General features: G+C 58.3%; 27 protein-coding genes, 2 pseudogenes and 1 riboswitch. Of the genes and pseudogenes, 15 read left to right on the forward strand and 14 right to left on the reverse strand.

The window, feature by feature from the left end:
• Positions 1-558: 558 nt before the first annotated feature.
• Positions 559-792 carry a hypothetical protein gene (locus IEQ42_RS23275; RefSeq protein WP_210705454.1) on the reverse strand — a complete coding sequence of 78 codons (234 nt, stop codon included), beginning with the start codon at positions 790-792 and terminating at the stop codon, positions 559-561.
• Positions 793-975: 183 nt separating this feature from the next.
• Between IEQ42_RS23275 and tspO the strand changes: the two genes are divergently transcribed.
• The 3 genes from tspO to msrA are packed head-to-tail and all read left to right on the forward strand — an operon-like array spanning position 976 to position 2,974.
• Entirely contained in the window at positions 976-1,416 is a 441-nt protein-coding gene (tspO, locus tag IEQ42_RS23280; RefSeq protein WP_210705455.1) for a tryptophan-rich sensory protein TspO, read from the forward strand.
• Positions 1,416-2,426: an alpha/beta hydrolase gene (locus IEQ42_RS23285; RefSeq protein WP_210705456.1), complete on the forward strand. Its 1,011-nt coding sequence runs from the start codon at positions 1,416-1,418 to the stop codon at positions 2,424-2,426. The genes tspO and IEQ42_RS23285 overlap by 1 nt, the downstream gene beginning before the upstream one ends.
• Before the next feature lie 41 nt (positions 2,427-2,467).
• Entirely contained in the window at positions 2,468-2,974 is a 507-nt protein-coding gene (msrA, locus tag IEQ42_RS23290) for a peptide-methionine (S)-S-oxide reductase MsrA (RefSeq protein WP_210705457.1), read from the forward strand.
• Between the two features lie 86 nt (positions 2,975-3,060).
• Here msrA and IEQ42_RS23295 read toward each other — a convergent pair whose 3' ends face one another.
• The 3 genes from IEQ42_RS23295 to IEQ42_RS23305 form a co-directional block, all read right to left on the reverse strand.
• Positions 3,061-3,363: an antibiotic biosynthesis monooxygenase family protein gene (locus tag IEQ42_RS23295; protein WP_210705459.1), complete on the reverse strand. Its 303-nt coding sequence runs from the start codon at positions 3,361-3,363 to the stop codon at positions 3,061-3,063.
• A 40-nt stretch (positions 3,364-3,403) separates the two neighbouring features.
• The gene (locus IEQ42_RS23300) at positions 3,404-4,378 is read right to left on the reverse strand and encodes a zinc-dependent alcohol dehydrogenase family protein (RefSeq protein ID WP_210705461.1); all 975 of its coding nucleotides are present in this window, start codon (positions 4,376-4,378) and stop codon (positions 3,404-3,406) included.
• A 72-nt stretch (positions 4,379-4,450) separates the two neighbouring features.
• Positions 4,451-4,753: an ArsR/SmtB family transcription factor gene (locus IEQ42_RS23305; RefSeq protein ID WP_047300830.1), complete on the reverse strand. Its 303-nt coding sequence runs from the start codon at positions 4,751-4,753 to the stop codon at positions 4,451-4,453.
• 114 nt (positions 4,754-4,867) lie between these two features.
• Between IEQ42_RS23305 and IEQ42_RS23310 the strand changes: the two genes are divergently transcribed.
• Positions 4,868-5,344 (forward strand): thiol-disulfide oxidoreductase DCC family protein, encoded by a 477-nt coding sequence (locus tag IEQ42_RS23310; RefSeq protein WP_210705463.1) that lies wholly within the window; start codon positions 4,868-4,870, stop codon positions 5,342-5,344.
• Here IEQ42_RS23310 and IEQ42_RS23315 read toward each other — a convergent pair.
• The 4 genes from IEQ42_RS23315 to IEQ42_RS23330 form a co-directional block, all read right to left on the reverse strand.
• The gene (locus IEQ42_RS23315; RefSeq protein WP_210705464.1) at positions 5,333-6,472 is read right to left on the reverse strand and encodes a saccharopine dehydrogenase family protein; all 1,140 of its coding nucleotides are present in this window, start codon (positions 6,470-6,472) and stop codon (positions 5,333-5,335) included. The two genes, IEQ42_RS23310 and IEQ42_RS23315, sit on opposite strands and share 12 nt — an antisense overlap.
• 113 nt (positions 6,473-6,585) lie before the next feature.
• Positions 6,586-6,894 carry a putative quinol monooxygenase gene (locus IEQ42_RS23320; RefSeq protein ID WP_210705466.1) on the reverse strand — a complete coding sequence of 103 codons (309 nt, stop codon included), beginning with the start codon at positions 6,892-6,894 and terminating at the stop codon, positions 6,586-6,588.
• A 28-nt stretch (positions 6,895-6,922) separates the two neighbouring features.
• A complete protein-coding gene (locus tag IEQ42_RS23325; protein ID WP_210705469.1) occupies positions 6,923-8,107 on the reverse strand; it encodes an L-dopachrome tautomerase-related protein in 1,185 nt (394 codons plus the stop codon).
• A gap of 56 nt (positions 8,108-8,163) precedes the next feature.
• Positions 8,164-9,171, reverse strand: coding sequence for a zinc-binding alcohol dehydrogenase family protein (locus tag IEQ42_RS23330; RefSeq protein ID WP_210705471.1), 1,008 nt, complete (start codon positions 9,169-9,171; stop codon positions 8,164-8,166).
• A gap of 110 nt (positions 9,172-9,281) precedes the next feature.
• Here IEQ42_RS23330 and IEQ42_RS23335 point away from each other — a divergent pair, with 110 nt between their 5' ends.
• From IEQ42_RS23335 to IEQ42_RS23355, 5 genes are all read left to right on the forward strand, one after another.
• Positions 9,282-10,172 carry a LysR family transcriptional regulator gene (locus tag IEQ42_RS23335; protein WP_210705473.1) on the forward strand — a complete coding sequence of 297 codons (891 nt, stop codon included), beginning with the start codon at positions 9,282-9,284 and terminating at the stop codon, positions 10,170-10,172.
• A gap of 52 nt (positions 10,173-10,224) precedes the next feature.
• A riboswitch (cobalamin riboswitch) is annotated at positions 10,225-10,430 on the forward strand.
• 94 nt (positions 10,431-10,524) lie between these two features.
• On the forward strand, positions 10,525-12,462 hold the full coding sequence (locus IEQ42_RS23340; protein WP_210705475.1) for a TonB-dependent receptor plug domain-containing protein: 1,938 nt from the start codon (positions 10,525-10,527) through the stop codon (positions 12,460-12,462).
• Positions 12,462-12,821: a (2Fe-2S) ferredoxin domain-containing protein gene (locus tag IEQ42_RS23345; protein WP_210705477.1), complete on the forward strand. Its 360-nt coding sequence runs from the start codon at positions 12,462-12,464 to the stop codon at positions 12,819-12,821. The genes IEQ42_RS23340 and IEQ42_RS23345 overlap by 1 nt, the downstream gene beginning before the upstream one ends.
• Positions 12,818-13,744, forward strand: a complete 927-nt coding sequence (locus IEQ42_RS23350; protein ID WP_210705479.1) for an ABC transporter substrate-binding protein — start codon at positions 12,818-12,820, stop codon at positions 13,742-13,744. Before IEQ42_RS23345 ends, IEQ42_RS23350 begins: the two co-directional genes overlap by 4 nt.
• Before the next feature lie 48 nt (positions 13,745-13,792).
• Positions 13,793-14,008 carry a PLDc N-terminal domain-containing protein gene (locus IEQ42_RS23355; protein ID WP_042558859.1) on the forward strand — a complete coding sequence of 72 codons (216 nt, stop codon included), beginning with the start codon at positions 13,793-13,795 and terminating at the stop codon, positions 14,006-14,008.
• Here IEQ42_RS23355 and IEQ42_RS23360 read toward each other — a convergent pair.
• On the reverse strand, positions 14,005-14,442 hold the full coding sequence (locus tag IEQ42_RS23360) for an HhH-GDP family DNA glycosylase (protein WP_210705481.1): 438 nt from the start codon (positions 14,440-14,442) through the stop codon (positions 14,005-14,007). The two genes, IEQ42_RS23355 and IEQ42_RS23360, sit on opposite strands and share 4 nt — an antisense overlap.
• Before the next feature lie 84 nt (positions 14,443-14,526).
• Between IEQ42_RS23360 and IEQ42_RS23365 the strand changes: the two genes are divergently transcribed.
• The gene (locus tag IEQ42_RS23365; protein WP_210705482.1) at positions 14,527-14,904 is read left to right on the forward strand and encodes a low affinity iron permease family protein; all 378 of its coding nucleotides are present in this window, start codon (positions 14,527-14,529) and stop codon (positions 14,902-14,904) included.
• Between the two features lie 49 nt (positions 14,905-14,953).
• On the opposite strand, the gene IEQ42_RS23370 is transcribed toward IEQ42_RS23365, so the two are convergent.
• The 3 genes from IEQ42_RS23370 to IEQ42_RS23380 form a co-directional block, all read right to left on the reverse strand.
• Complete coding sequence (locus tag IEQ42_RS23370; RefSeq protein ID WP_210705483.1) at positions 14,954-16,180, reverse strand: zinc-dependent alcohol dehydrogenase; 1,227 nt, start codon at positions 16,178-16,180, stop codon at positions 14,954-14,956.
• 105 nt (positions 16,181-16,285) lie between these two features.
• The gene (gene cydB, locus IEQ42_RS23375) at positions 16,286-17,281 is read right to left on the reverse strand and encodes a cytochrome d ubiquinol oxidase subunit II (RefSeq protein ID WP_210705484.1); all 996 of its coding nucleotides are present in this window, start codon (positions 17,279-17,281) and stop codon (positions 16,286-16,288) included.
• Positions 17,282-17,293: 12 nt separating this feature from the next.
• Positions 17,294-18,634, reverse strand: coding sequence for a cytochrome ubiquinol oxidase subunit I (locus IEQ42_RS23380; RefSeq protein WP_241865833.1), 1,341 nt, complete (start codon positions 18,632-18,634; stop codon positions 17,294-17,296).
• A gap of 335 nt (positions 18,635-18,969) precedes the next feature.
• On the opposite strand from IEQ42_RS23380, the gene IEQ42_RS23385 reads away from it, so the two are divergent.
• From IEQ42_RS23385 to IEQ42_RS23405, 5 genes are all read left to right on the forward strand, one after another.
• Complete coding sequence (locus IEQ42_RS23385; protein ID WP_210705486.1) at positions 18,970-19,446, forward strand: hemerythrin domain-containing protein; 477 nt, start codon at positions 18,970-18,972, stop codon at positions 19,444-19,446.
• A gap of 113 nt (positions 19,447-19,559) precedes the next feature.
• On the forward strand, positions 19,560-20,132 hold the full coding sequence (locus IEQ42_RS23390) for a P-loop NTPase family protein (protein ID WP_210705487.1): 573 nt from the start codon (positions 19,560-19,562) through the stop codon (positions 20,130-20,132).
• Positions 20,133-20,272: 140 nt separating this feature from the next.
• Positions 20,273-20,758 carry a GNAT family N-acetyltransferase gene (locus tag IEQ42_RS23395; protein ID WP_210705488.1) on the forward strand — a complete coding sequence of 162 codons (486 nt, stop codon included), beginning with the start codon at positions 20,273-20,275 and terminating at the stop codon, positions 20,756-20,758.
• A complete protein-coding gene (locus IEQ42_RS23400) occupies positions 20,755-21,306 on the forward strand; it encodes a hypothetical protein (protein ID WP_210705489.1) in 552 nt (183 codons plus the stop codon). The genes IEQ42_RS23395 and IEQ42_RS23400 overlap by 4 nt, the downstream gene beginning before the upstream one ends.
• A gap of 150 nt (positions 21,307-21,456) precedes the next feature.
• Positions 21,457-21,615: a DUF2986 domain-containing protein gene (locus tag IEQ42_RS23405; protein ID WP_080896012.1), complete on the forward strand. Its 159-nt coding sequence runs from the start codon at positions 21,457-21,459 to the stop codon at positions 21,613-21,615.
• Between the two features lie 18 nt (positions 21,616-21,633).
• On the opposite strand, the pseudogene IEQ42_RS23410 reads toward IEQ42_RS23405, so the two are convergent.
• Positions 21,634-21,750, reverse strand: a pseudogene (locus IEQ42_RS23410) (zinc-binding dehydrogenase); the annotation flags it as partial.
• Between the two features lie 54 nt (positions 21,751-21,804).
• Positions 21,805-21,948: pseudogene (locus tag IEQ42_RS27395) on the reverse strand (TetR/AcrR family transcriptional regulator); the annotation flags it as partial.
• Between the last annotated feature and the right edge of the window lie 2 nt (positions 21,949-21,950).

A 21,950-nucleotide genomic window follows, 5' to 3' on the forward strand; every position in this document is an offset into this window, starting at 1 on the left:
GTCTGACTCCACAAGCACCCACACGAATTGCTTGATTCAGTTGTTAAAGAGCGGTTGGTTAAGATCTTTCGTCTCAACCGAGGCGCGCATTCTACAGCAGCCTCATTTGCTGTCAAGTGATTATTTTTATTTAAAATCAATCACTTACACCCGCTAGAAGCAATCTGCTGTCTGGCGGGAGGTGAATAATACAGGACTGAAACTTATGGTCAACCCCTCTTGGAAAATTCTTTTCCAGACAGAAATCAACCGGTTACAGCTCAGTCTGCACCAACCGCCATAATCCTGTTATCTGCGACTGCTAACCTCCCCCGCCAAACGAAGGCCCCACCTCCAAGCGCCCCCGATCATGGAACGCCCCAAGGGGTTACCACCCCATCCGCACTGCCGGCACCATCATCGTCAACCACACCACCGAATCCATCGGCGTTTCGCAGATCGGGCTGGCGATCATGCGCCATTGGAGTGGAACGGGGCTGCAATCTTTTGATCTTCTCCCCAGCATGAGGATCCGGATCAACAGATCGCAGCGTTCCGCAGTTTCTATCGAGATTTGCGTCAGTGATCAGCGATCACCTGAATATGTGTGATCCCCACCCGCTCGGCCTGCTGCAGGATCTCCTGCGGCGTCGAGTCTGCGGTGGGCATGATCAGGCCGTTTTCGGCATCGCCCAGATGCAGTTCCAGCAGATGCATGGCCGCCTCGTGATCGCCCAATCGAGGTTCCTTGAGCTCGAAGGTGTGAGTGCGAGGCTCGCCGTTGAACAGGTATTCCAGAAGATAAGTGTGCATGGTTTCATCCAGGGTTGTAGGAAGAAGCAACTGATTATCCTGACTCAGCAGTCAATTTATAGTTCAACTGCATTTCGCCTCGCGCATGAACGGATAAATGTCTTCACTCAATGCAAACTTTTCGCGCCACCGGGCGTCCTTTTCTTACACTCCCAAACAGCTGACCACAGCTAAGGACTGGCGATGACCTTCTTTATATTCCTTCTGGCCTGCGCGGCGGCCGCGACCACTGGCATCATGTTCAAACCGGGCGAGTGGTATGAGTCACTGGTCAAACCCGGCTTTACGCCACCCAACTGGGCGTTCCCGGTGGCCTGGACTGTCATCTATGTGTTGCTCGCATGGGCGGGTTACCGCTTGAGCCTTATTCCCGGAAGTCAGACGGTGCTGGCTTTGTGGGCCGCGCAGATAGCCCTGAATACACTGTGGACTCCGGTGTTCTTCGGCGCACATCAAGTTCTCGCCGCCATGGTGATCCTGACATTGCTCTGGCTAGTGGTTGCGACGATGGTGGTACTGGCCGTGCAGCTTGATCTGATCACTGGTTTAATCCTGTTTCCTTACCTGGCGTGGCTATGCGTCGCCGCGGCGTTGAATTTCTCCATTCTGATCAAGAACCGCTGATGAACACATTCACCCGAAAAGCGCCGTGGCCGGAGGGCGAGCGTGAGTTGGCGCAAGTGCACGCCTTCAACAGAAAACTTGCCTGGTTGCCGCGCTTTAAAATTCGCAATCGCGTGCTGCCGAGGATGATTCAAACGCTGCTGCGCGCCAGCCAGGTCGGCGGCGCGAGAAAATTGCTCAAGCATGGCCTCACGGCTGAAAGCAGGGTGATTGATAGCGGCGGAGTACCGGTGGCCGTGCGGATCATTCGGCCCAAAGGTCGAGCAAAAGGCGTTGTGCTGGATTATCACGGTGGCGGCTGGGTGATCGGCAATGCGCAGATGAATGACAACTTCAATGTCGCCATCGTTAATACGTGCGATGTGACTGTCGTCTCGGTGGATTACCGGCTTGCGGTATCGACCCCCATTGAAGGGGTGATGCAAGACTGCCTGGCCGCGGCTCGATGGTTACTGACTGACGACGAGTTTGCCGATCTGCCGGTGATTGTCGTGGGCGAGTCGGCCGGCGGCCATCTGGCAGCAGCTACTTTGTTGGGGCTCAAGCAATCGCCCGATTTGCTGCAACGGGTAAGCGGCGCGCTGTTGTATTACGGCATATACGATTTGACCGGCACGGCGAGCGTCCGCACCGCGCCGCCGCAAACCCTGGTGCTGGACGGTCCCGGTATAGTTGAAGCGTTGCGCATGCTCACGCCAGACCTGAGTGACGAGGAACGCCGACAGCCTCCGTTGTCACCTCTATATGGCGACTTCAGTGATTTCCCGCCTGCGCTGATGTTTGCCGGCGAACTGGATCCGTTACGCGATGACACCCTCGACATCGCCGAGCGCTGGATGCAATCAGCGCCTGTTGAAATGCACCTGCTGCCCTCCTCGCCCCACGGTTTCATTCATTTTCCAACGGCTATTGCTGAAAGCGTATTGACCTACAGCCGTGAATGGATTCGCGCTCGGGTCAGCGGGCAAATGAACGCTTCAACCTTGGAATTGGGCAACACGCCCTCATAACAATGACTACACACATCATTTCCCGAGGGGAAGGACAGACCATGACCAGCCAAACCGAAACTGCCATCCTCGCCGGCGGGTGCTTCTGGGGAATGCAGGACTTGCTGCGGCGCTACCCCGGTGTCTTGCAGACGCGGGTCGGCTATACCGGCGGCGATGTCCCCAATGCGACTTATCGCAACCATGGCAATCATGCTGAAGCGATCGAAATCGTCTTTGATCCAGCCGTGATCAGTTACCGGCAGATCCTCGAGTTCTTCTTCCAGATACACGATCCGAGCACACCTAATCGCCAGGGCAATGACCTGGGCCCCAGCTATCGCTCGGCGATCTACTACCTCAGCGAAGAGCAACGCGATGTTGCCGAAGACACTGCTGCTGACGTTGACGCTTCAAAGTTGTGGCCGGGCCGCGTGGTCACCGAAATCGAACCGGCCGGTCCCTTCTGGGAAGCAGAGCGTGAGCATCAGGATTACCTGGAGCGAATTCCAAACGGCTACACCTGCCACTTTATTAGGCCTAACTGGAAGTTGCCCAAGCGCAACTGATAGCCAAAACAAGTTCGCGGCTCTCCGACATCAGCCCCCCGATACCTTTCTTTAAAAGGTATCGGGGGGCTGTTCAGCTTTACGCGTCAGCCTTTAGCAAACTCCGGCCCCTCAACGTGATAGACCGTCGGCTCTTGCGAAAAGTAATCCTGCAAACCCAGCATGAACCTCTGATGGTCATCACTCGCTTCAAAAGCCGGCGTGTGATCCTCGAGTGTTTGCCATTGCACGATCAAGTTGAAGACCTCGGGACTTTCAATCCCCTGCGCGAGTGTGTGACCGCGGTAACCCTTTGCCCGAGCAAGTAAAGGCTCGACCTCGGCGAACGCGTGGCGGAACTGCTCTATTTGTTCTTTATGGACGGGAAGCAAAGCGATTTCATAAATCATGGCGTGTCTCCAAATTGAGCTTCAACGGTTGAAAGTGCACTCAGCCAATAAGGCTATCTTCGATGGCAATCGCAATTTTTCCCTGGATTCCATTGTTGGGACTCTCCAACCGGGCATGCGCGAGTGGAATGTCGGCAAGTGAATAGACGGCCCCCACGTGCGGACGCAGTTGACCGCGCTCAATCAACGCGCTCAGCTCATCGAGTTTGCCGCGGTTTTGTCGGGTGAAAACGAAGTGATAACTGGCGTTCTTGCCCCAGGCCTGGACGAGATTTTGTGGCAGCGCAATGTCGACAATCGAAACAACGCGACCCAGTTGAGCGAGCGCGTCGGGGCTGCGTGACAACGTGTTGCCGCCAATGGTGTCGAACACCACATCGACTCCGCGCCCAGCGGTTTCCCGCAGGATGGCGTCGACGTAATCCTCCTTTTCGTAATCGATGACCACATCGGCCCCCATACTGCGTGCGAACTCACTGTTCGCCTCACGCACGGTCGTGAACACCCTGGCGCCGATGGCTTTTGCCAGTTGAATCGCCACATGCCCTACGCCCCCGGCACCACCGTGTATCAGAATGGTTTCGCCCACTCTGAGCGCCGCGCGCACGACCAACGCTTCCCACGCCGTCCCACCCACCAACGTCACGCTTGCTGCCTCCAGATGGCTCAGCGCGGCAGGCTTCTTGCCGACGATGCTTTCGGCGGCAACGTGGTACTCGGCGTAACTGCCTTGGCCGTCAAATATCTGCGGGGTGTACCAGACCTCGTCTCCGGGAACGAAGCTCGTCACGCCCGGCCCCACCGCTTCGACGACGCCCGATACGTCATGCCCGGTTATGGCCGGCAGTTGCACCAGGTCCGGATAATCGCCGCGTCGAACCTGGAAATCCAACGGGTTGATCGAAGTCGCGTGAACCCGGACCAGAACCTGTCCCGCTTGAGGCACGGGTTTGGACACTTCGCGAAGTTCGAATGCTTGCGGGCCGCCAAATGATTTAAGTATCAGAGCTTTCATCGTATATCCTCATTTCGATAAAAAGGGATATCGAGATTTCTCGATATCTTCAGGTAAAAAGACAGCTGAAAACTACAGGTCCTTCCCGATGATCTCGGCAAGAACGCTGATGGTTGCTTCATTGCGCTTGTAGTAGGTCCACTGACCGATACGCCTGACTTCAACCAAACCCACGCGTTGCAGCGTTGCGAGATAAGAAGACACCGTCGACTGCGACAGCCCGACACCTTCCTGGATACTGCTCACACACACGCCCACCGTATGAACGTCACCTTCGTCCTGTGGCGGGAAGTTCTTTTCGGGATCTTTCAAACCCTTGAGGATTTCAAGTCGGGTCTGGTTTGAAAGTGCTTTGAATATTTCGAGTAAGTCCATGCCGCGAGGATATCGATATTTTTCGATATGTCAATACGGGAATCCAGGACTTTTCAGTCGACCGGGAGCATTGCGATATGATCCGCAGCAACCGATTCCGATGGACTCACGCTCATGCCAACCGCGCAGACCCGCCCTACCCCCGCTCCATTGCTCAAACCCGGCGAAACCGTGGTGCTGTTCGACGGTGTGTGCAAGCTATGTAATGGCTGGGCGCGTTTTTTGATTCGGCATGATCATCAACGGCGCGTGCGACTGGCGGCAGTGCAGTCACCCGAAGGACAGGCGCTACTGGCGTGGGCGGGGTTGCCGATGGACCAGTTCGACACCATGGCGGTGATTCGCGACCGAAATTACTGGGAGCGATCAGATGCGTTTTTCGAAGTCGTCGGTCAGTTGCCCGGCCGCTGGCAGCCCTTGCGCTTGTTGCGCGTTTTCCCGCGTGGGCTGCGGGACTGGGCTTATGACCGCATCGCGTTGAATCGCTATCGGCTGTTCGGCAAGTACGACAGCTGCCTGCTGCCAAACCCTGATCACGAGCAGCGATTTCTGAAAATGCCTGCGCCATCGGTGGCCGGATCAGAAAGCTGACCAGGACTGCCCGTCAGAAAACTGCACGGACAGGCTCAGGTTGGCCGGGTCGTTGATCGCAGCCAGGTATTCGTCAACGCTGATTTCGCCGACGCAGGGCCGGGCACCTGGTTGCGGCACATAACCTCCGGCCATTTTCGCGGCCAGTGCGACGGCTGCGCAGCTGGGGATTTCCGGGCCTTTGTCGTTAAAAGCGGTCAGTTGTGCGGTCATGGTCAGCGGATGCCCTTCAACGCCTGCGCCCTGAACGTCGATGTACATCGCACTTTTGCCATCGCCGAATCGCTCGAATCGAGAGCCCAGCCAATGCAACCTGGCGGCCCAAGGGAGATGGTCGCGAACCAGTCCGATCTTGACTGCCTGCGCTAACAAAGCGTTGGCAACACCGGCGAGTTTCAGCCCAGCACCTGCCTTGAAGCTCAGCGTGTACGCACCATAGCGTCCGGCGAAGATATCCATGTCCGGTACGTCGACATTGGCCAGCAAGCGAGTGCCCAGTTGCGGTATTTTGCGCATGGTCAGATCCTGCCAACCCGACACTTCATGCACCTTGCTGTTTTTCAGTTGTTTGATCGGCTTGCCGGCGTAGGCCAGCACACCTTCGATTGTCGACAATCCCGGCATTTTCGCCGAAGCGCTAACGCCATGTTCGATCACGTCAATACGCGAGAATCGGTGACGCTGCTGATCGATGATCGCTGACGAAAGCGTCGGCACCGAACTGCAACCACTGAGGATCGCCACGCCTGCCGCTTTCGCCCGTGCATCGAGAATACCCACGCCGCTGACGAAGGTTCGGCAGTCCGCCAGATCGCAGTAGTTCACTTGGGCAGCGATGCAATTCTCGGCAACTGCATAGGATTGCCCCTGAAACGGCCCGCCGGTGTGGATCACCAACCGGATATTCAGCGAGCGCAAAGCGGCGCTGAACGCAGGGCCCATGGCATCACCGCACCAACCTTGGACGACAGCAGCCGATAGGCTGTTCAGCTCATCGACCTTGCGCTGCAACTTATGCGGGTCGCGTCCCGAGAGCAGCAGCTCTACACCCGGCATGGCCGCCAAATGCCCGCAAACGATGCTACCGAAATTACCGTAGCCACCGACCACCATCACCCTGAACGGCATTCAATTCTTCCCTAATTGAAAGGCTGTTCTCAGCCACTATTCGACGCACATGAACAGCCGTGAAGAATATAGACCCGGGCACCCGCAAGCCACTCAACAATTGCGCGATGCGGTCAGTTCGATACCTGTTCAAGAAAGATCAGTTGCAAGGGCTCTTCAAGCAGGTCATCCGCCGTAGCGGCGAAACGCTGGAAGTACGGCATGGCGAAGTGCGCATCCAGTGCCGCTTGATCCTTGAACGCCTCGCGCATGTAGAACGTACCGCGCTCATCGCGCAGTTCAAACAACACATAATCGAGATTGCCCGGCTCTGCCCGGGTCGGTTCGACCAGTGCCAGAAGCCCTTCTTTCAAGGCCTGTTCCTGACCCTTTTTGGCCTTGAGTACAGCAATCGAAACCAACACTTCTGTGGACGCATTCATCATCAGTTCTCCGGAAAATAAACAGGTATTAGCGCGTAGGCGCAGGCGCCGCGTCGATTTTCAGACGCAGCAGGCTGTAGGGTTTCTGTCGTTGATCCTGCCCGCCGCGAAACGCCGCCTGGCGGTGCAACTGGTTGGCGATGAAATACAGATAGCCGTCGGGGCCGATCGACAACGTGTCAGGCCAGAGCAACCGTGGGTCGTGCACCAGCGTCTGCCATTGGCCATCCGGCAGCCGCTTGCGGATCGAGTTGTGTTCGTAGTCCCCGGCATAGACGGCGCCGTCGGCGTCAGCCTCCATGCCATCGGAAGCCCCTTTCTCGCCCAGATCCTGCACGGCGGCAGCCAGTTGTTGCTCGCTGACGCTGGCATCGCGCAGCAGCGCAGTGGACACGGCATACAGGTGTCGACTGGACAGAGGCGTGAAATACAGCGTCTGGCCATCGGCTGACAGGGCAATACCGTCCGACGCCACACCCAGCGGTTTGGGTTTGCCGCCGACGCCTTCGACCATCACTGGCAAGCCTTCAACGACCGGGACGAAAGCCGGATCAACCGACGTTGCCGGCACGCCGCTCAAACGACGCATGGCACGCCCGCTGGCGATGTCCATGACAATGATCGCGCCCGGGCCTCGCAGCGAGGAGTCGGTGAGGTACACGGTGCCCTCGGCGCCGTTGCGAAAGTCGAAACGCATGTCGTTGACATACGTGCTGGGCAACATCACGTTGGCCGGGAACACCAGCCGCTTGACGACTTTGTTGCTGGCAAGGTCTATCGCAACCAGTTTCGCTCCTCGCGGCTTGGGGTCGGCGAAGCCCGGCGCTGCGGTGTCGAGCAGCCAGACACGCCCCTGACCATCAGCCACCACGCTTTGCACACTGATTAACCCGTCGCTTGGGTCGTTGGGGTTTTCCTTGTTGATCGCGGCGTTCGGATAGGCCACCACTTTGCCGTCGCGGATCTCGCCCACGGTGAACGGCACGTTGTCGCCCCAGCGCGGAAAGTTGACGAAGATCCGCCCGGTCTCGCTGACGGTCACACCGGTGGGCATCGCATCGTAGAACGCATGCACTTGTTCAAGCTTACCGAAGGATCGATCGGCGGGTGCATCCGCCGGCAAGGCGACAGCGTTGATGGCGTGGGAGAACGGCGCACCAAACGCGGCAGCCGATAACAGGGCGATGACGGCGGGAAGGGTTTTCATACGCATAAAGTGCTCCTGACGGGCCCTTTATGGCGCCCGTATGACGGTTCAAGTGACGGTTATCAGAAGCCTTCGAGAACGATCTTGCCCCGAGCCTTGCCACTTTCGACCACTGCATGAGCGCGGCGCATGTTTGCGGCGTTGATCGCACCGAAGTGCTCGCCGACGGTGGTCTGCAAAACCCCCAGATCAATCAGGTCCGAGACCCGGTCAAGCAGGTGATGCTGCTCGATCATGTCCGCCGTTTCGTACAACGAACGCGTGAACATCAACTCCCAATGCAGCGACAACGACTTGCGCTTGAGCGGCATGACATCAAGGCTCTCGGGATCATCAATCACCGCTAGACGACCCTGCGGTCGCAGCACTTCGATCAGCTGTAAAAAGTGCTGTTCGGTGTGGGTCAGGCTGGCGACGTAATCGACCTCGGCAATACCGAGTGCCTGCAACTGAGCGAGCAGCGGCTGGCTGTGATCAATGACGTGATGGGCGCCCAACTGCTTCACCCAACCAGCGGTCTCCGGGCGCGAGGCGGTGCCAATCACCGTGAGTCGGGTCAACTGCCGAGCCAATTGCACCAGCATCGATCCGACGCCACCCGCCGCACCGGTAATCAACAGGCATTTACCCTCCCCGCTGGCCTCGGCGACACCGAGACGGTCGAACAATAATTCCCACGCCGTGATCGACGTTAACGGCAGTGCCGCCGCCTCGGCAGCACTCAACGAACGCGGCTTGTGCCCGACAATCCGCTCATCCACCAAATGCAATTCGCTGTAGCTACCGCTGCGAATAATCGAGCCGGCGTAAAACACTTCGTCGCCCGGTTGAAACAGCGTCACTTGCGAACCGACTTCGCGAACGATGCCGGCCGCATCCCAACCGAGAATTTTTGGTTCTTTGGTGAAAGTACCGGCGCGCACTTTGGTGTCGACCGGGTTGACTGAAACGGCCCGTACCTCGACCAGCAGATCACGCGGACCGGGCACTGGCGCAGGCATCTCGATATCTTGCAAGGATTGCGGATCTTCAATGGGCAGGGCGTGTTGTACAAAGGTGATGGCTTTCATGGGGGCTCGCTGTCTGAAGGGTTGAAGCATTCACTTGCCACCATCTTCGGCTTCCCACGGAGAAAGAAAAACCTGCAGAATGCGCCAACACTTTCACTGCAGAAGAGAAAATGATCCGCATCGATGATCTCGCCCTGTTCACCCGCAGCGCAGCGCTGGGCAGCTTTACCGCCGCGGCGCTGGAGGCCGATTTGTTGCCGGGGCAGGTCGCCGCCGCCATCAAACGCCTGGAGCGCGAACTGGATGTGCGCCTGTTCGCGCGAACCACCCGCAGCCTGCGTTTGACTGCCGAAGGTGAGCAATACCTGCCCACCGCCCACGCCGTGCTCGAAACCCTGAAACAGGGCGAGGAAAACCTGCGGGGTGAAAACGCCACGCTACGCGGCGTGCTGCAAGTCACTGCGCCATCTGATCTGGGGCGCAACATTCTGCTGCCGTGGCTAACGATGTTCCGTCGTCAGCATCCGGAACTGACCCTGCGCTTTGTGCTGTCGGACCAGATGGCCGACCTGTTTCGCGACCCGGTCGACGTCGCCATTCGATACGGTACCAACGAAGACGCCAACTACGTGGCTCTGCCACTCGCGCCTTGGAATAAACGGGTGCTGGTCGCATCGAAGGACTACGTGCAACGCCACGGGCAGCCAAAAACGCCGGAGGACTTGTTGAATCATCCATGTCTGCTCTACCTGCAGAATGGTCGGGTCTTCGATAAATGGTGCCTGGCCGGTCAAACGATTCAAGTCTCTGGCCCGCTGTTCAGCGACGACGCCGATGTGGTTCGGCGCTGGGCACTGGACGGTGAAGGTATCGCCAACAAATCCTGGCTGGATGTCAGCGCTGACGTGAGCGCAGGACGTCTGCTTGTGCTGCTGCCGGACTTTCCCGGAGAAGCCTCGCCGTTGAGTCTGGTGTGCCCGCATCGCAAACAAATCTCCCCCGCGGTATCGCAACTGTATGCGTGGTTAAGCAATCAGTTTGCCGCCCTGCAGCCGGGCTGAACTGAGCGCCCGATAATGGCTGCGGCGTTGACGAACGGTCTTTCGAGTGTTCAGATGCCGCCCAGTTTCAGGTGTCCCATGCCGCCGTGCATGGGGTGAAACGGGAAACCGGTACGTTCTTTTTGAACAAGTCCGGTGCTGCCCCCGCAACGGTATGCGCGTGATGCTTTCGACACACCACTGTGGCCAGACGGCCATGGGAAGGTGAAAGCATCGATACGCGCGAGCCCGGAGACCGGCCCGAAATTTCTGTTTGGCAAAATCCTGCGGTGGGCGGGCATGGGCCGGTGTCGGCGTGTGCGCGATGCCTTCTCCTGCATGCTCTTCTGCGAAGATCCTTTTCGAGAAGACAATGATTCGACCTTTCAACTCCTCTGCTCCATCCCTGCTATTCGGTTGCCTGTTCAGTCCGCTGCTGCTGGCCGACGAAGCGCCTCTGGAACTCAATCAGCAAATCGTTTCGGCACCCTCGGTGGAGTCCACGACCGTCGCCGACATGGCGCATTACGGCAGCAAAGTGGACATCGTCAGCCGCGAACAGATCGAGCGCGCCGGCCCCGCGGCGGATGTCAGCCGCGTCATGCAGATGTTTATTCCCGGCCTCTATGTCGCCCCGAAAAACGGCCCATTCGACTACGGCACTTATTCCCTGCTGGGCGGGCGCAACGACGATACGCTGATCCTGCTCGACGGTGTACGCCTGAACAACCGCTTGTACGACGGCTTGTACCTGGACACCTTGCCGGCGAACGCCATCGAACGCATCGAAGTGCTCAAGGGTGGGCAAAGTCTGTTGTTCGGCACGCAAGCGGTGTCGGGGGTGATCAACATCGTCACTCGCTCGCCACAGCGTCGAAAGGCCTCGGGCGAGGTGAACATGGGCCTCGATACCTTCGGCGGCACCACCGGCGATGCCCGGGTCGAGAACATCTTCAGCAACGGTTTCGGCGATCTGGGCCTGCTGGCGTATGTCAGCCACAACGTCTCCGACGGTTACCAGCCGTTTCGCAACCGCGACATGAAAAACGTCACAGAGAAAAAACGCGCTTATGAAGTCACCACGTTTGGTGGCAAGGCGATTCAGTCGTTCGGCGACGACTCGCGGCTGGAGCTGTTCTACCAATACGCTGACGCCAACCTCGATTTCGCCCGTCCGGTCGGCAACCACAAAACCACCAACGACCGTGTGCAACAGATCGCCACAGCGACCTTCGAGCAAAACCTCAATGAGCGTCTGAGCTACTTCGTCAAAGGCCATGTCAACGATTGGGACACGCGCTACACACGCATCAATAACGTCGAGGACGGCGCCACCAGAGTCATCAACCACAACGACTACTGGGGCTTCACCGACTGGGGCATACAGGCCGAAGGCAAGGCTGAATCGTCCGGCGGTCATGTGCTGGTGTTTGGCACTGACAACCAGTGGTTCAAGGGCCAGGACGATGTCCTGATCATCGACAACGACAAGGCTGAAGCCCACGCGATTTACACCCAGTTGCGTCCGCGAATCGACGCCCTGCCCGACTGGCACCCGAGCGTCGGCGTTCGCCACGAAGCCATGGGCGGCGGCGACAGCGCCACGGTCGGCATGCTCACTTCGCTCTACGATCTCAACGACAACTGGGCCGTGCGCGGTCAGTACGGCAGTGCCTACAAACTGCCGAACGCCGAACAATTGTTCGTCAACGAACCGGGCGACGAGATCGGCAACCGCAACCTTAAACCTGAAAAAAGCCGCAACGCCGAACTGGGACTCGACTACAAGGGGCTACTGCTCGATCGCGCGTTCAGCGCCAGCGTCACCGTGTTCAAACGCAAAATCGACGACCTGATCACCCTCGACGATAGTCGCTGGGTCAACGGCGAAGGCCAGGTGCGCATGCGCGGTTTCGAGGCCGACGCGACACTGGCGCTCAACGCGCAATGGAGCCTGCAAGCGGACATGACCCGCAACCTCACCGAATCGCGCAGTGGCGTGACCATCAATGACATCCCGAGCTTCTTCGCCCGTTCGCGCATAGGCTTCGAGTCGGAAAACCGTCTGTGGGGTGCCGGCGGTGCGATCCGCTATATCCGCGATGTGACCAGCTCGAAACAGGTCGAATACGGTCACTATTCAGTGATCGATGCCGACGCTTATCGCTACCTCGACAATGCCCGCCAACACCGTGTCAGCCTGCTGGTAGAGAACCTGTTCGACCGCGATTACGTCACCAGCCGTGCCAGCAACGTCGACAACCTCGGACGGCCGTTCACCTCAGAAGTACGCTACACGTACCGCTTCTGATGGCTGAATTCAAAACGGTCGACGGCGTATACACGCACCCGGACTGGTCGCACGTTCCCGAACATGCGCACCACGTGTTCCTCTGCACCGGCCCGCGCTGCACCCAGCGCGGCGCCTTGCAGTTATGGAAAACCCTGCGCCGGCACCTGCTGGCGCACGACCGCATCGAAACCCCGGGCGGCGTGTTACTGACACGCACGCATTGTCAGTTCCCGTGCAATCTGGGGCCGATTCTGACGGTTTATCCCGAGACCTGCTGGTATGGCGTGCACAGCGACGCCGACGTGCAACGGCTGGTCGAGGTGCACCTGGTCGGTGGTGAGGTGGTTGAGGATTTGCTGATCAAGGAGCGCTCATGAGAACACTTGTGTTATGCCTGACGGCCCTGCTCTGCTCTGCACCGGCCCTCGCTGACAATTACCGAAACTGCGGCGAAACCTGGAGCGCTGCACAATTGCCGCCATCGCGCATCGTCGCACTCAACCAACACGCGGCTGATCTGCTGATCGCCCTGGATGCAGGCCCGAGTCTGGTTGGCGTCGCCTATCTGGACGACACCCATGCCGGGGATCGAAAGACCGAGTACGCAGGCGTTCCGGTGATCGCGCCGCGCTACCCGTCCAGCGAAGTGCTGTACGCGCAGAAACCGGATCTGGTAGTCGGCGGCTTTGCCACGGCGTTCGGTGACGGCGTCACTTCACGCTCAGGTCTGGCGCGCAACGCCGTCGCTTCCTATTTACTGGAGTCGGCCTGTGCGGGGCATTCGCTGGATTATTTCGGGCATGTGCGCAATGACCTGCTGACCCTCGGTGCCGTGCTGCACAAACAGCAAAAAGCGCAGCAACTGAGCGCCGCCATGGACGCCGATCTGGCCCGCGCCCGCGCACTGATCGGCAACGAAAAGCCGCTGTCGGTGTTCTATCTGGACAGCGAGGTCAACGGTCTGGATTCAGAGGGCGGACGCGGTTTCGTGACCACCCTGCTCGCGGCTGCCGGGGCGCGCAATCCATTCGCCGACATCAACCAGTACCGCGTGACGATAGATCGGGAAACCCTGCTGATCAGCGATCCCGACGTCATCTTGCTGGCCGATGCCGAATGGTCGCCGGCCTGGCGCAAACGTCAACTGCTAGAGAATGATCCGGTGTTATCGCGCTTGCGCGCCGTGCGTGACAATCGCCTGATCGACATCCCCTTCACTCACCTGCTGCCGACGGTGGGCAGCGGCCGTGTCGCACTTCACCTGGCGCAGCAACTCAAGGCGCTGCAGAAAAATAAATGAACCCGGCGCAACACAGGCCACCTAAGAAAGACCATCAGGAGGTAGCCAATGCATATCGAAACCGTGTGGATCGTACTGGCGGCAGTTCTTCTACTGATAGAACTGTGGGCCATCAATCGGGTGCGCAAGAGTGAGGGGAAATCGAACAACAAAGGAGTCTGGATTGTGTTGATCGTGTTTGTGCCGCTGTTCGGGCTCATCGCTTGGGCAATCGCCGGCCCTAAGCACATCAGCCCGAGCACCGCCGCGCGTCCTGGCCGTTAACCAAAAAGTACCGGCCCTGCTTCACGCATGAAAATCTCGACGGTTTTCGGACCGATCCCGTCAAATTCCGCCAGGCGTTTCTCGAACGCCTGGCGGACGGCACTCTCGGCCACGATATTGCCGACCTTCCCCGCGTATTCATCATTGAGCTTGTGTGCCAACGCCAGAAGGCGCGTGGCGGTGGTTTCGTCGTACCTCACGTAATGCGCTTCGCCGAGCATCATCACCAATTCACGATGGCTGCAGTTCGCCAACTTGCGCGGCGTGTCGCGTTGACGCTTTTCGATGATCACCCGATAGGCTTGCGCAGCAATGTCAGCCTGAATGCGTTTGCCCATCAGGAAACTGGCGATCAACCATTTGAACAGCGCCACCTCATCTGACGCGTCGCCAAAGCTGATCTCCAGATCCTCTGCCGTGATGGTTTTACCCATGAATCCGCCTCACCAAATTGTAAAAAAGAATTTCAAAGGACTGCTGAGGTCTATGCCTTACCGTCCTCAAGAGCTTGTACAAACATGAAATTCGCGTCTTTCTGCCAGGCCCTCTCCAATTGGGCCGGCAGCTCCAAAACTTTTATCGCCGCCATTTTTCTGATCATCATCTGGGCGCTTACCGGCCCGTTCTTTCATTACAACGACACCTGGCAACTGATCATCAACACCTCGACCACGATCATCACGTTTCTGATGGTGTTCCTGATTCAAAACACGCAAAACCGCGACAACGATATCTTGCACCTGAAGATCGACGAGCTGATTCGCGCCACCAAGGATGCGCAGAACGCCACGCTGGGGCTGGACAAAATGGGCACCCGTGAACTGCGTAAATTGCGCAAGCACTACAGATCGCTCGGTGAAGCCGATGAGATCGACGTCGAGTCGAAAGTGGAGTGAGTGTCAGACAATGGAGTGCCTGCGCACTCCACCGCCCATGAACAATGACTCAGATCGCCGGCACTAACGCAGGCGTCTCAATCGTCTCCGCCAACGGCACGTCACTGCCTCCCGGCGTGAGAATGACCTTGCGGCAACTTTCCTCTTTCTTGTCGAAGATCTTGTAGCCCTCGGCGGCCTGCTCCAACGACATCCGATGGGTGATGATCGCCTCCGGCTGCAAGCGTCCGGTCTCGATATGCCCGAGCAGTTCAGGCAGGAAGCGCTGGACATGGGTCTGGCCCATCTTGAATGTCAGGCCTTTGTCGAATGCATCGCCAAACAGGAAGCCGTGAATCGGACCGGAATACACCCCCGGTACACTCACCACGCCACCGCGACGCACAGCTGCGATGCACTGGCGAAGCGCTTTGCCGCTGCCGCCTTCAAGCTTGAGCGTGGCCATGATGGTTTCCGTGGTGCTGCCCTTGGCTTCGAAACCCACCGCATCGACTACCGCATCCACGCCGCGATTGCCCGGGGTCTGGCGAATGATGGTGTCCGCCGGGTCATCGTCGTCATCGAAATTGATCGGGATTACGCCGTAAGTGCTTTGCGCATATTCGAGTCGATAAGCATGGTGATCGACCATGAAAATGCGTTCGGCACCGAGCATTCTGGCGCATGCCGCGCTGAGCAGACCGACAGGGCCGGCGCCAAAAATTGCAATGCTCGACCCTTGGCCGATACCGGCATTGATCACCGCTTGCCAGGCCGTCGGCAGGATATCGGAGAGGAACAACACTTTCTCATCCGACAAAGTCCCCGGCACCTTGAAGGGCCCGGTATTGGCCTTTGGCACTCTCACCAATTCCGCCTGTCCACCGGGAATGCCACCGTACAGGCGGCTGTAACCGAACAGCGCGGCCGGCGGTGGAATGACCTTTTTGTTCAACGCCCCGCCCGGGCCCGAGTTAGTGGTTTCACACGCGGCGTACTGTTCCAGTTGGCAGAAGAAACAATCACCACACGCAATCACGAAAGGAATCACCACGCGATCGCCACGCTGCACGGCCGTTACCGCAGAGCCCGTTTCTTCGACAATCCCCATGAACTCATGGCCGAAGATATCGCCATGCTCAACGGTGGGAATCTTGCCGCGATACAGGTGCAGATCCGAGCCGCAAATCGCCGTGGCCGTGACGCGCAGGATAATGTCGTCAGGCGCTTCGATGATCGGGTCCGGTACGGTTTCGACTCTGACATCATGTGCGCCGTGGTAAGTCATTGCTCGCATGGTGGGTGTCCTCGTACTTTCTGATGAAAGGATTGCTGCTTCATTTTCGGAAGGATGAAAGCCGCCACGAGTTCATTGCGTTTTTGCTTATTCGGATAAGTGGAATCATTCGCCAATGCGAACCTTGCCGCTGAAAACCTTGAAGCCATAGGTGTTGTAGATCAGTGTCACGGGGATCAACACGGCGAAACCGACCAGCATGAATACCTGACTCTTGGGGCTGGACGTAGCGGCTTGCAGAGTCAGGTCCGGTGGCACGATCAGCGGGTACAAAGCGATCAGCATCAGGGCAAAAGCCAGAATGAATACACCCAGCGCAGCGAACAGCGGCAAGCCATGAAAACGACTGCGAAAGCCCAAGTGAAAAACGACCAGCAAGGTGCCGAGCAACACGACCGACGTCAGCCACACGCGAACATCCGACAGGCGCTGTAGGTATTGCCCCTGCAACGTAGACGTCCAGCCCACCAGAATCAGCAACAACATTGCTGTCAGCAGCGCCAGCCACTTCGCCTGACGAGCCGAACGCCATTGCAGGTCATCGACGGTGCGCCAATACAGCCAGCACGTGCCCAGCCACGCATAGCCCAGCACCAGCACTCCCCCGCAAAACAACGGGAATGGCGTCAGCCACTCGCCGCCGTCACCGCTGTATTGCCCGCCCTTGTGCGGCACGCCTTGTACCAGTGTCCCCAGAATGATGCCTTGTATCGCGCCGGTGCACAGTGAGCCGCCAAGCATCACGCCGTCGACCCATCGTTTGGCTGTTTCGCTGGGCGCATAGTCGCGAAACTCAAGAGCGACCGCCCGTAGAATCAATGCCAGAAACATCACAATGAAAGGCAGATACAGCGCCGGCAAAAGCACGGCATACGCCAATGGAAACAATGCCAGCAGCCCGCCGCCACCGAGCACCAGCCATGTCTCGTTGGCATCCCAGATCGGCAGAATGGTTACCGCCATGGCGCGGCGATCCTGGCTGGAAGTCGTCAGCCCCATCAGCATGCCGACGCCCAGGTCGGTGCCGTCGAGCAGCACATAGTTCATCACTGAAAACGCCAGAGCGGCAGCGCAGAGCAGCGTGATCCAATCGGTGTCCATGCCTTCAGATCCTCAGGAATGCCCGGTTTCATCGGCCAGGGTCGGCTGTGGCCCGGGCTCGTCTTCGTGGGGTGGCTCGCGCAGGGTGCGTAGCAGCACCCACAGGCCGATGCCGAAGATCAGCAGATAAAACAGCAGAATCAGCCACGTCGATCCGAGCACCTGCGCCCGCGACACCGACGACAGACTGTCAGCTGTGCGCATCAAACCGTAGACCGTGAACGGTTGCCGACCGACCTCGGTGACAATCCAGCCACTGAGCATCGCCAGCAAACCTGCCGGCGCCATCAGCACGCTTGTCCATAACCACCAGCGCGCGGTGTAGAGGCGTTGTCGACGGCGCAAAACAAGGCTGATGACGCCCTGCCCCAGCATCAACAATCCCAGGCCGACCATGGCGCGAAAGGCAAAAAACACCGGCGTGACTGGCGGAATATCCTGCGGCGCAAACTCATCCAGCGCAGCGATTGTCCCGCTCAAATCATGCGTCAGGTACAAGGAGCCAACGCGCGGAATTGCCACTTCCCAATGGTTGCGACGCTCGTTCATATCGGGCCAGGCCAACAGCCGCAGCGGTTCGCCCGCGCCTGTCGCCGGGCGTGTCCAGGAGCCTTCGATAGCCGCCACTTTCTGCGGCTGAAACTTCAGGCTGTTCTGACCATGCAGATCGCCGACCACAACCTGCACCGGGATCAGTACGGCAATCGCCCACAGCGTCATGGAAAACGCCAGGCGTGCGCGTGGATTGTCTGGCGCCTTCAACAGTTGCCACGCACTGGCGCCAGCCACCACGGCTGCGGTGCCGAGCAACGCGGCCAGCGTCATATGGATCAACCGATAGGGAAACGACGGGTTGAAGATGATCGCCCACCAGTCTTCGGCGATAAAACGACCGTCTGCCGCAATCGAGTAACCGGCGGGTGTCTGCATCCACGAGTTGGCCGAAAGAATCCAGAACGCGCTGATCAACGAGCCCACGGCGACCGCACACGTGGCCAGGAAATGCAGACGCGGTCCGACCTTCTTCAGACCGAACAGCATGATCCCGAGAAAACCGGCTTCCAGAAAAAACGCCGCGAGTATCTCGTAGAACATCAGCGGACCGAGAATATCCCCCGCCTGCACCGCCAGCCGTGACCAGTTGAGTCCGAACTGATATTCCAGAATCAGTCCCGACGCCACGCCTACTGCCACATTGAGGGCAAACACCTTGAGCCAGTAGCGGTAGACATCCAGATAAACCTTACGCCCGGTTTTCAGCCACAGCGCTTCGAGAATCATCAGAAAATTGGCCAGGCCGATGCTCAACGCCGCCAGCACGATGTGGAAACTGATCGTGATCGCGAACTGCATTCGCGCCGCCATAAGGGCTGACTCAACGTTTTCCATAAACGTATCCGGTTTGAAGTCCCATGGGCATGTCGCCGTCCTTAATTTATCGCCTGATGAAGGTTCGACATCACCGCCAACCGGCAAATTCAGCGCAGGTAGCGATCTGCAATGCCTGCCGGGCGCTGTTCATGCAGCCTGCACGAAGGCTTTTTGCCGCATGCGGCGCAAACCATTGATCCAGCGCGGTTCAGGGTTGCGCTGCAAGTTGGCACAGCAAATGCGATAGCTACAGGCGAATCCCATAGCGCCGTGGCACAACGGCCTGTGTACAACCCGTGATAGCAGAGGCAACCACCATGAACGCCATCGACCTTCTCAAAGCCGACCATGAAAAAGTAAAAGGCATCCTCACCCAACTGAGCGAATCCACCGAACGCGCGTTGAAAAAACGCACCGAGTTGCTGGCCAAGCTGGAAATGGAAATCTCGATCCACACGCGTCTGGAAGAAGAAATCCTCTACCCCGCGTTTAAGGAAGCGGGCGGCAAGGAACAGGACATCATGTACTTCGAAGCCAAGGAAGAGCACCGTACGGTGGACTCCCTGGTGCTGCCGGACCTGAAAATGACCGACCCGGGCACGCCGGAATTTGCCGGTCGGGTGAAAGTCGTCAAGGAGTTGCTGGAGCACCACATCGAAGAGGAAGAAACAGAAATGTTCCCTCAGGCGAAAAAGCTGTTGGGTAAAGCGAAGCTCGATGAACTCGGAGCGCAAATGGAGGCCATGAAGGCCAGCTACAAGAAAGACATGGCGGCCGGCAATATGGCTGCGTAATGCTTTGAGCCGATCCAGAGCCCGGCGTACTGCCGGGCTTTTTTTGCGGTCGATGGCCTGCCCCAGGTCTTGGTGGCTTAGAATTGCCGGCTTTTGCCGCAAGGGATTTGCATATGCAACGCATCGTCATTCTGGGCAACGCCGGCAGTGGAAAGTCGACCTTGGCCCGGGAAATCGGCCAGCGTCTGGACGTGCCCGTTGTTCACCTTGATCCGCTGTTCTGGGAGCCTGGTTGGGTCGAGCCGGATGAGAAAGCTTTCCGTGAGCGGGTACGACAAGCCGTCGCCGGTGATGCATGGGTAAGTGAAGGCAATTATTCCCGACGCACCTTCGATCTGCGCCTGGCCCGTGCAGACCTGATCATCTGGCTCGAAACCCCGCGACTGACCTGCCTGCGACGGGTCATCATGCGTAGCGCACTGAACCGGCCACGCGCGGATCTGCCGGCAGGATGTACCGAACGACTGGATAAAGCCTTTCTGGGCTTTCTGAAATATGTCTGGCACTTTGACCGAGTCAATCGCCCTGCCAGCGAGGCCAGGCGAATGACGATAGCACCGCAGATTCCGGTTGTTCACCTGAGCGGGACGCGGCAGATTTCGGCGTTTGTGGCGGGTCTGAACAAGCCTGCACGCACATCTCTTGGTCACAGCATCGAGGGCTCGTCGAAAAAACCATGCATTTGAATATTTGCAGGTGGGGTGCTTTTTCCGGGCGCCTGCCCATAGAGGCGGCACTGTTGAAGAAATGCTTAAGCGATTTGGACAATCGCCACATCCTCGCGCAAGCTCAAGCCGTGCAACACACTTAAGGAGCGTTAACCTTCATGGACGACACCATCACCTACCGCATCGCAACCGCAGAAGATGCACTGACGATGTGCGAGCTCGGGCAATTACTCAACGCCTTACACCACGCTGCCCGTCCCGATATTTATGCTGCCGCCACCGAAGACTTCTCCCGCGACCTGCCACATTGGTCGGGCATTTTCGAGAAGCCGGATCAGGTAGCTTTTATCGCGCACGTCGGCGATCAACCCGCCGCATTCATTACGGCCAGCCTGTCGGCCAGTTCGCCACCGCTTATGCAGCCGCAAAAGATTGTGCGCATCGGCTCGATATGTGTCGCCGAGCGGTTCTCCGGCAAAGGCATTGGTCGGGCGCTGATGCAACTCGTCAGGGATTGGGCGATTGAACATGACGCACAGGATTTGCGCCTGACAGTCTGGCCGTTCAATGAACGTGCGGCACGCATGTATGCGGAGCTCGGTTTCGAGGATCGCGCAGTTGAAATGGGCATGCGTCTGGTATGAGCAGGCAACGCCGACTAGTGATGATCGTCCTCGGTTTGGTGGTGTTTTACATGGGACTGTGGGCGGCGTCTCAGTGGTGGGAAAAAGCGTTGGCGACCCCTTACGGCGACGCTGACATCAGCCCCGATGGCTGCGTCCGGGTCCAGGCATTCAGGCCTTATTGGGTGTTGCCAAACTCCTTTCATCCTCAGTTCCACCCGGACGATCCGCAAGATCTGTCCTGGTTCATCCGTTGGGAGAGCCCGGCGTTTTTCCGCTTATACGATAATCGTGACGGTCAGTTGCTCGGCGTAAGCAGGATTTACGACCTGGTGGCCAATGGGGCGCCGGTGTCCTGGGGCTCCAGAGACCACCCTTCCGTTATGGTCGGCCTGATCCAGATTGTGATCTCCCGCCCGACTGCGCGCGTAACCGGCCGTATTGATCGACGCTCAAATGCAGATGCCAAAACGCGTCTACCCTCACTTGATTCCGGGTGCGGGGCATTCGTCCATGGAAGAAATGCCGGCCCGACGATCAAGGCTGTTCGGGACTTTATTGTGAGGTAAGGAATTGATGTTGCCTGCACCCCGGCCATGCGTCAGGATGCCTGCCCTTTTGGGCCGGAGACAGCGACACTTGCTTATGCGACTCTCTGGTCAAGGCGAGCGAGAAACCCTTCGTTCGTCGATATTCAACAGACAACCCGAGTCATCAACATGAACCGCCAGAAAAAACTGAAGCAGTTGTTCAGGGAAAAAGCCAAAAAGGCCAGCGCGAAACTGGCCCCGAAAAAGGAAAAGTACATCAGCAAGGCTGACCGGCTGAAGATGGCTGAGGAAACTGCTGCCGAGCCGGTCGTTTCTACCGATAGCTGAGGCATCGCCCCAACGGCCTCAACCGATCTTGATCACCACCTTGCCGAACGCCCCTTTCGCCAGAGGCTCGTACGCTTGGCGGGCTTGCTCGAACGGATACACCTGATCGATAACCGGGCGGATCTTGTGTTCGTTTGAGCGCGGCAATCGGCAGCGTTGCCGCTTCTTCGTCGCTCATGTTGGCGGGCGCGCCGACGGCGCTGTCGGGTATTTTTCGCCCAGCGTCTGCAGCGTACGCTCAACGCCTTCAGCGAATGCCGACTTCAAATCGCCCGACTAACGCGCCGCATCACCGCATAACGCCGCCAGGGTGCAACCCGTGGAGCGCCCATCGT

Source organism: Pseudomonas iridis (assembly GCF_017980685.1).
Classification (GTDB): Bacteria; Pseudomonadota; Gammaproteobacteria; order Pseudomonadales; family Pseudomonadaceae; genus Aquipseudomonas; species Aquipseudomonas iridis.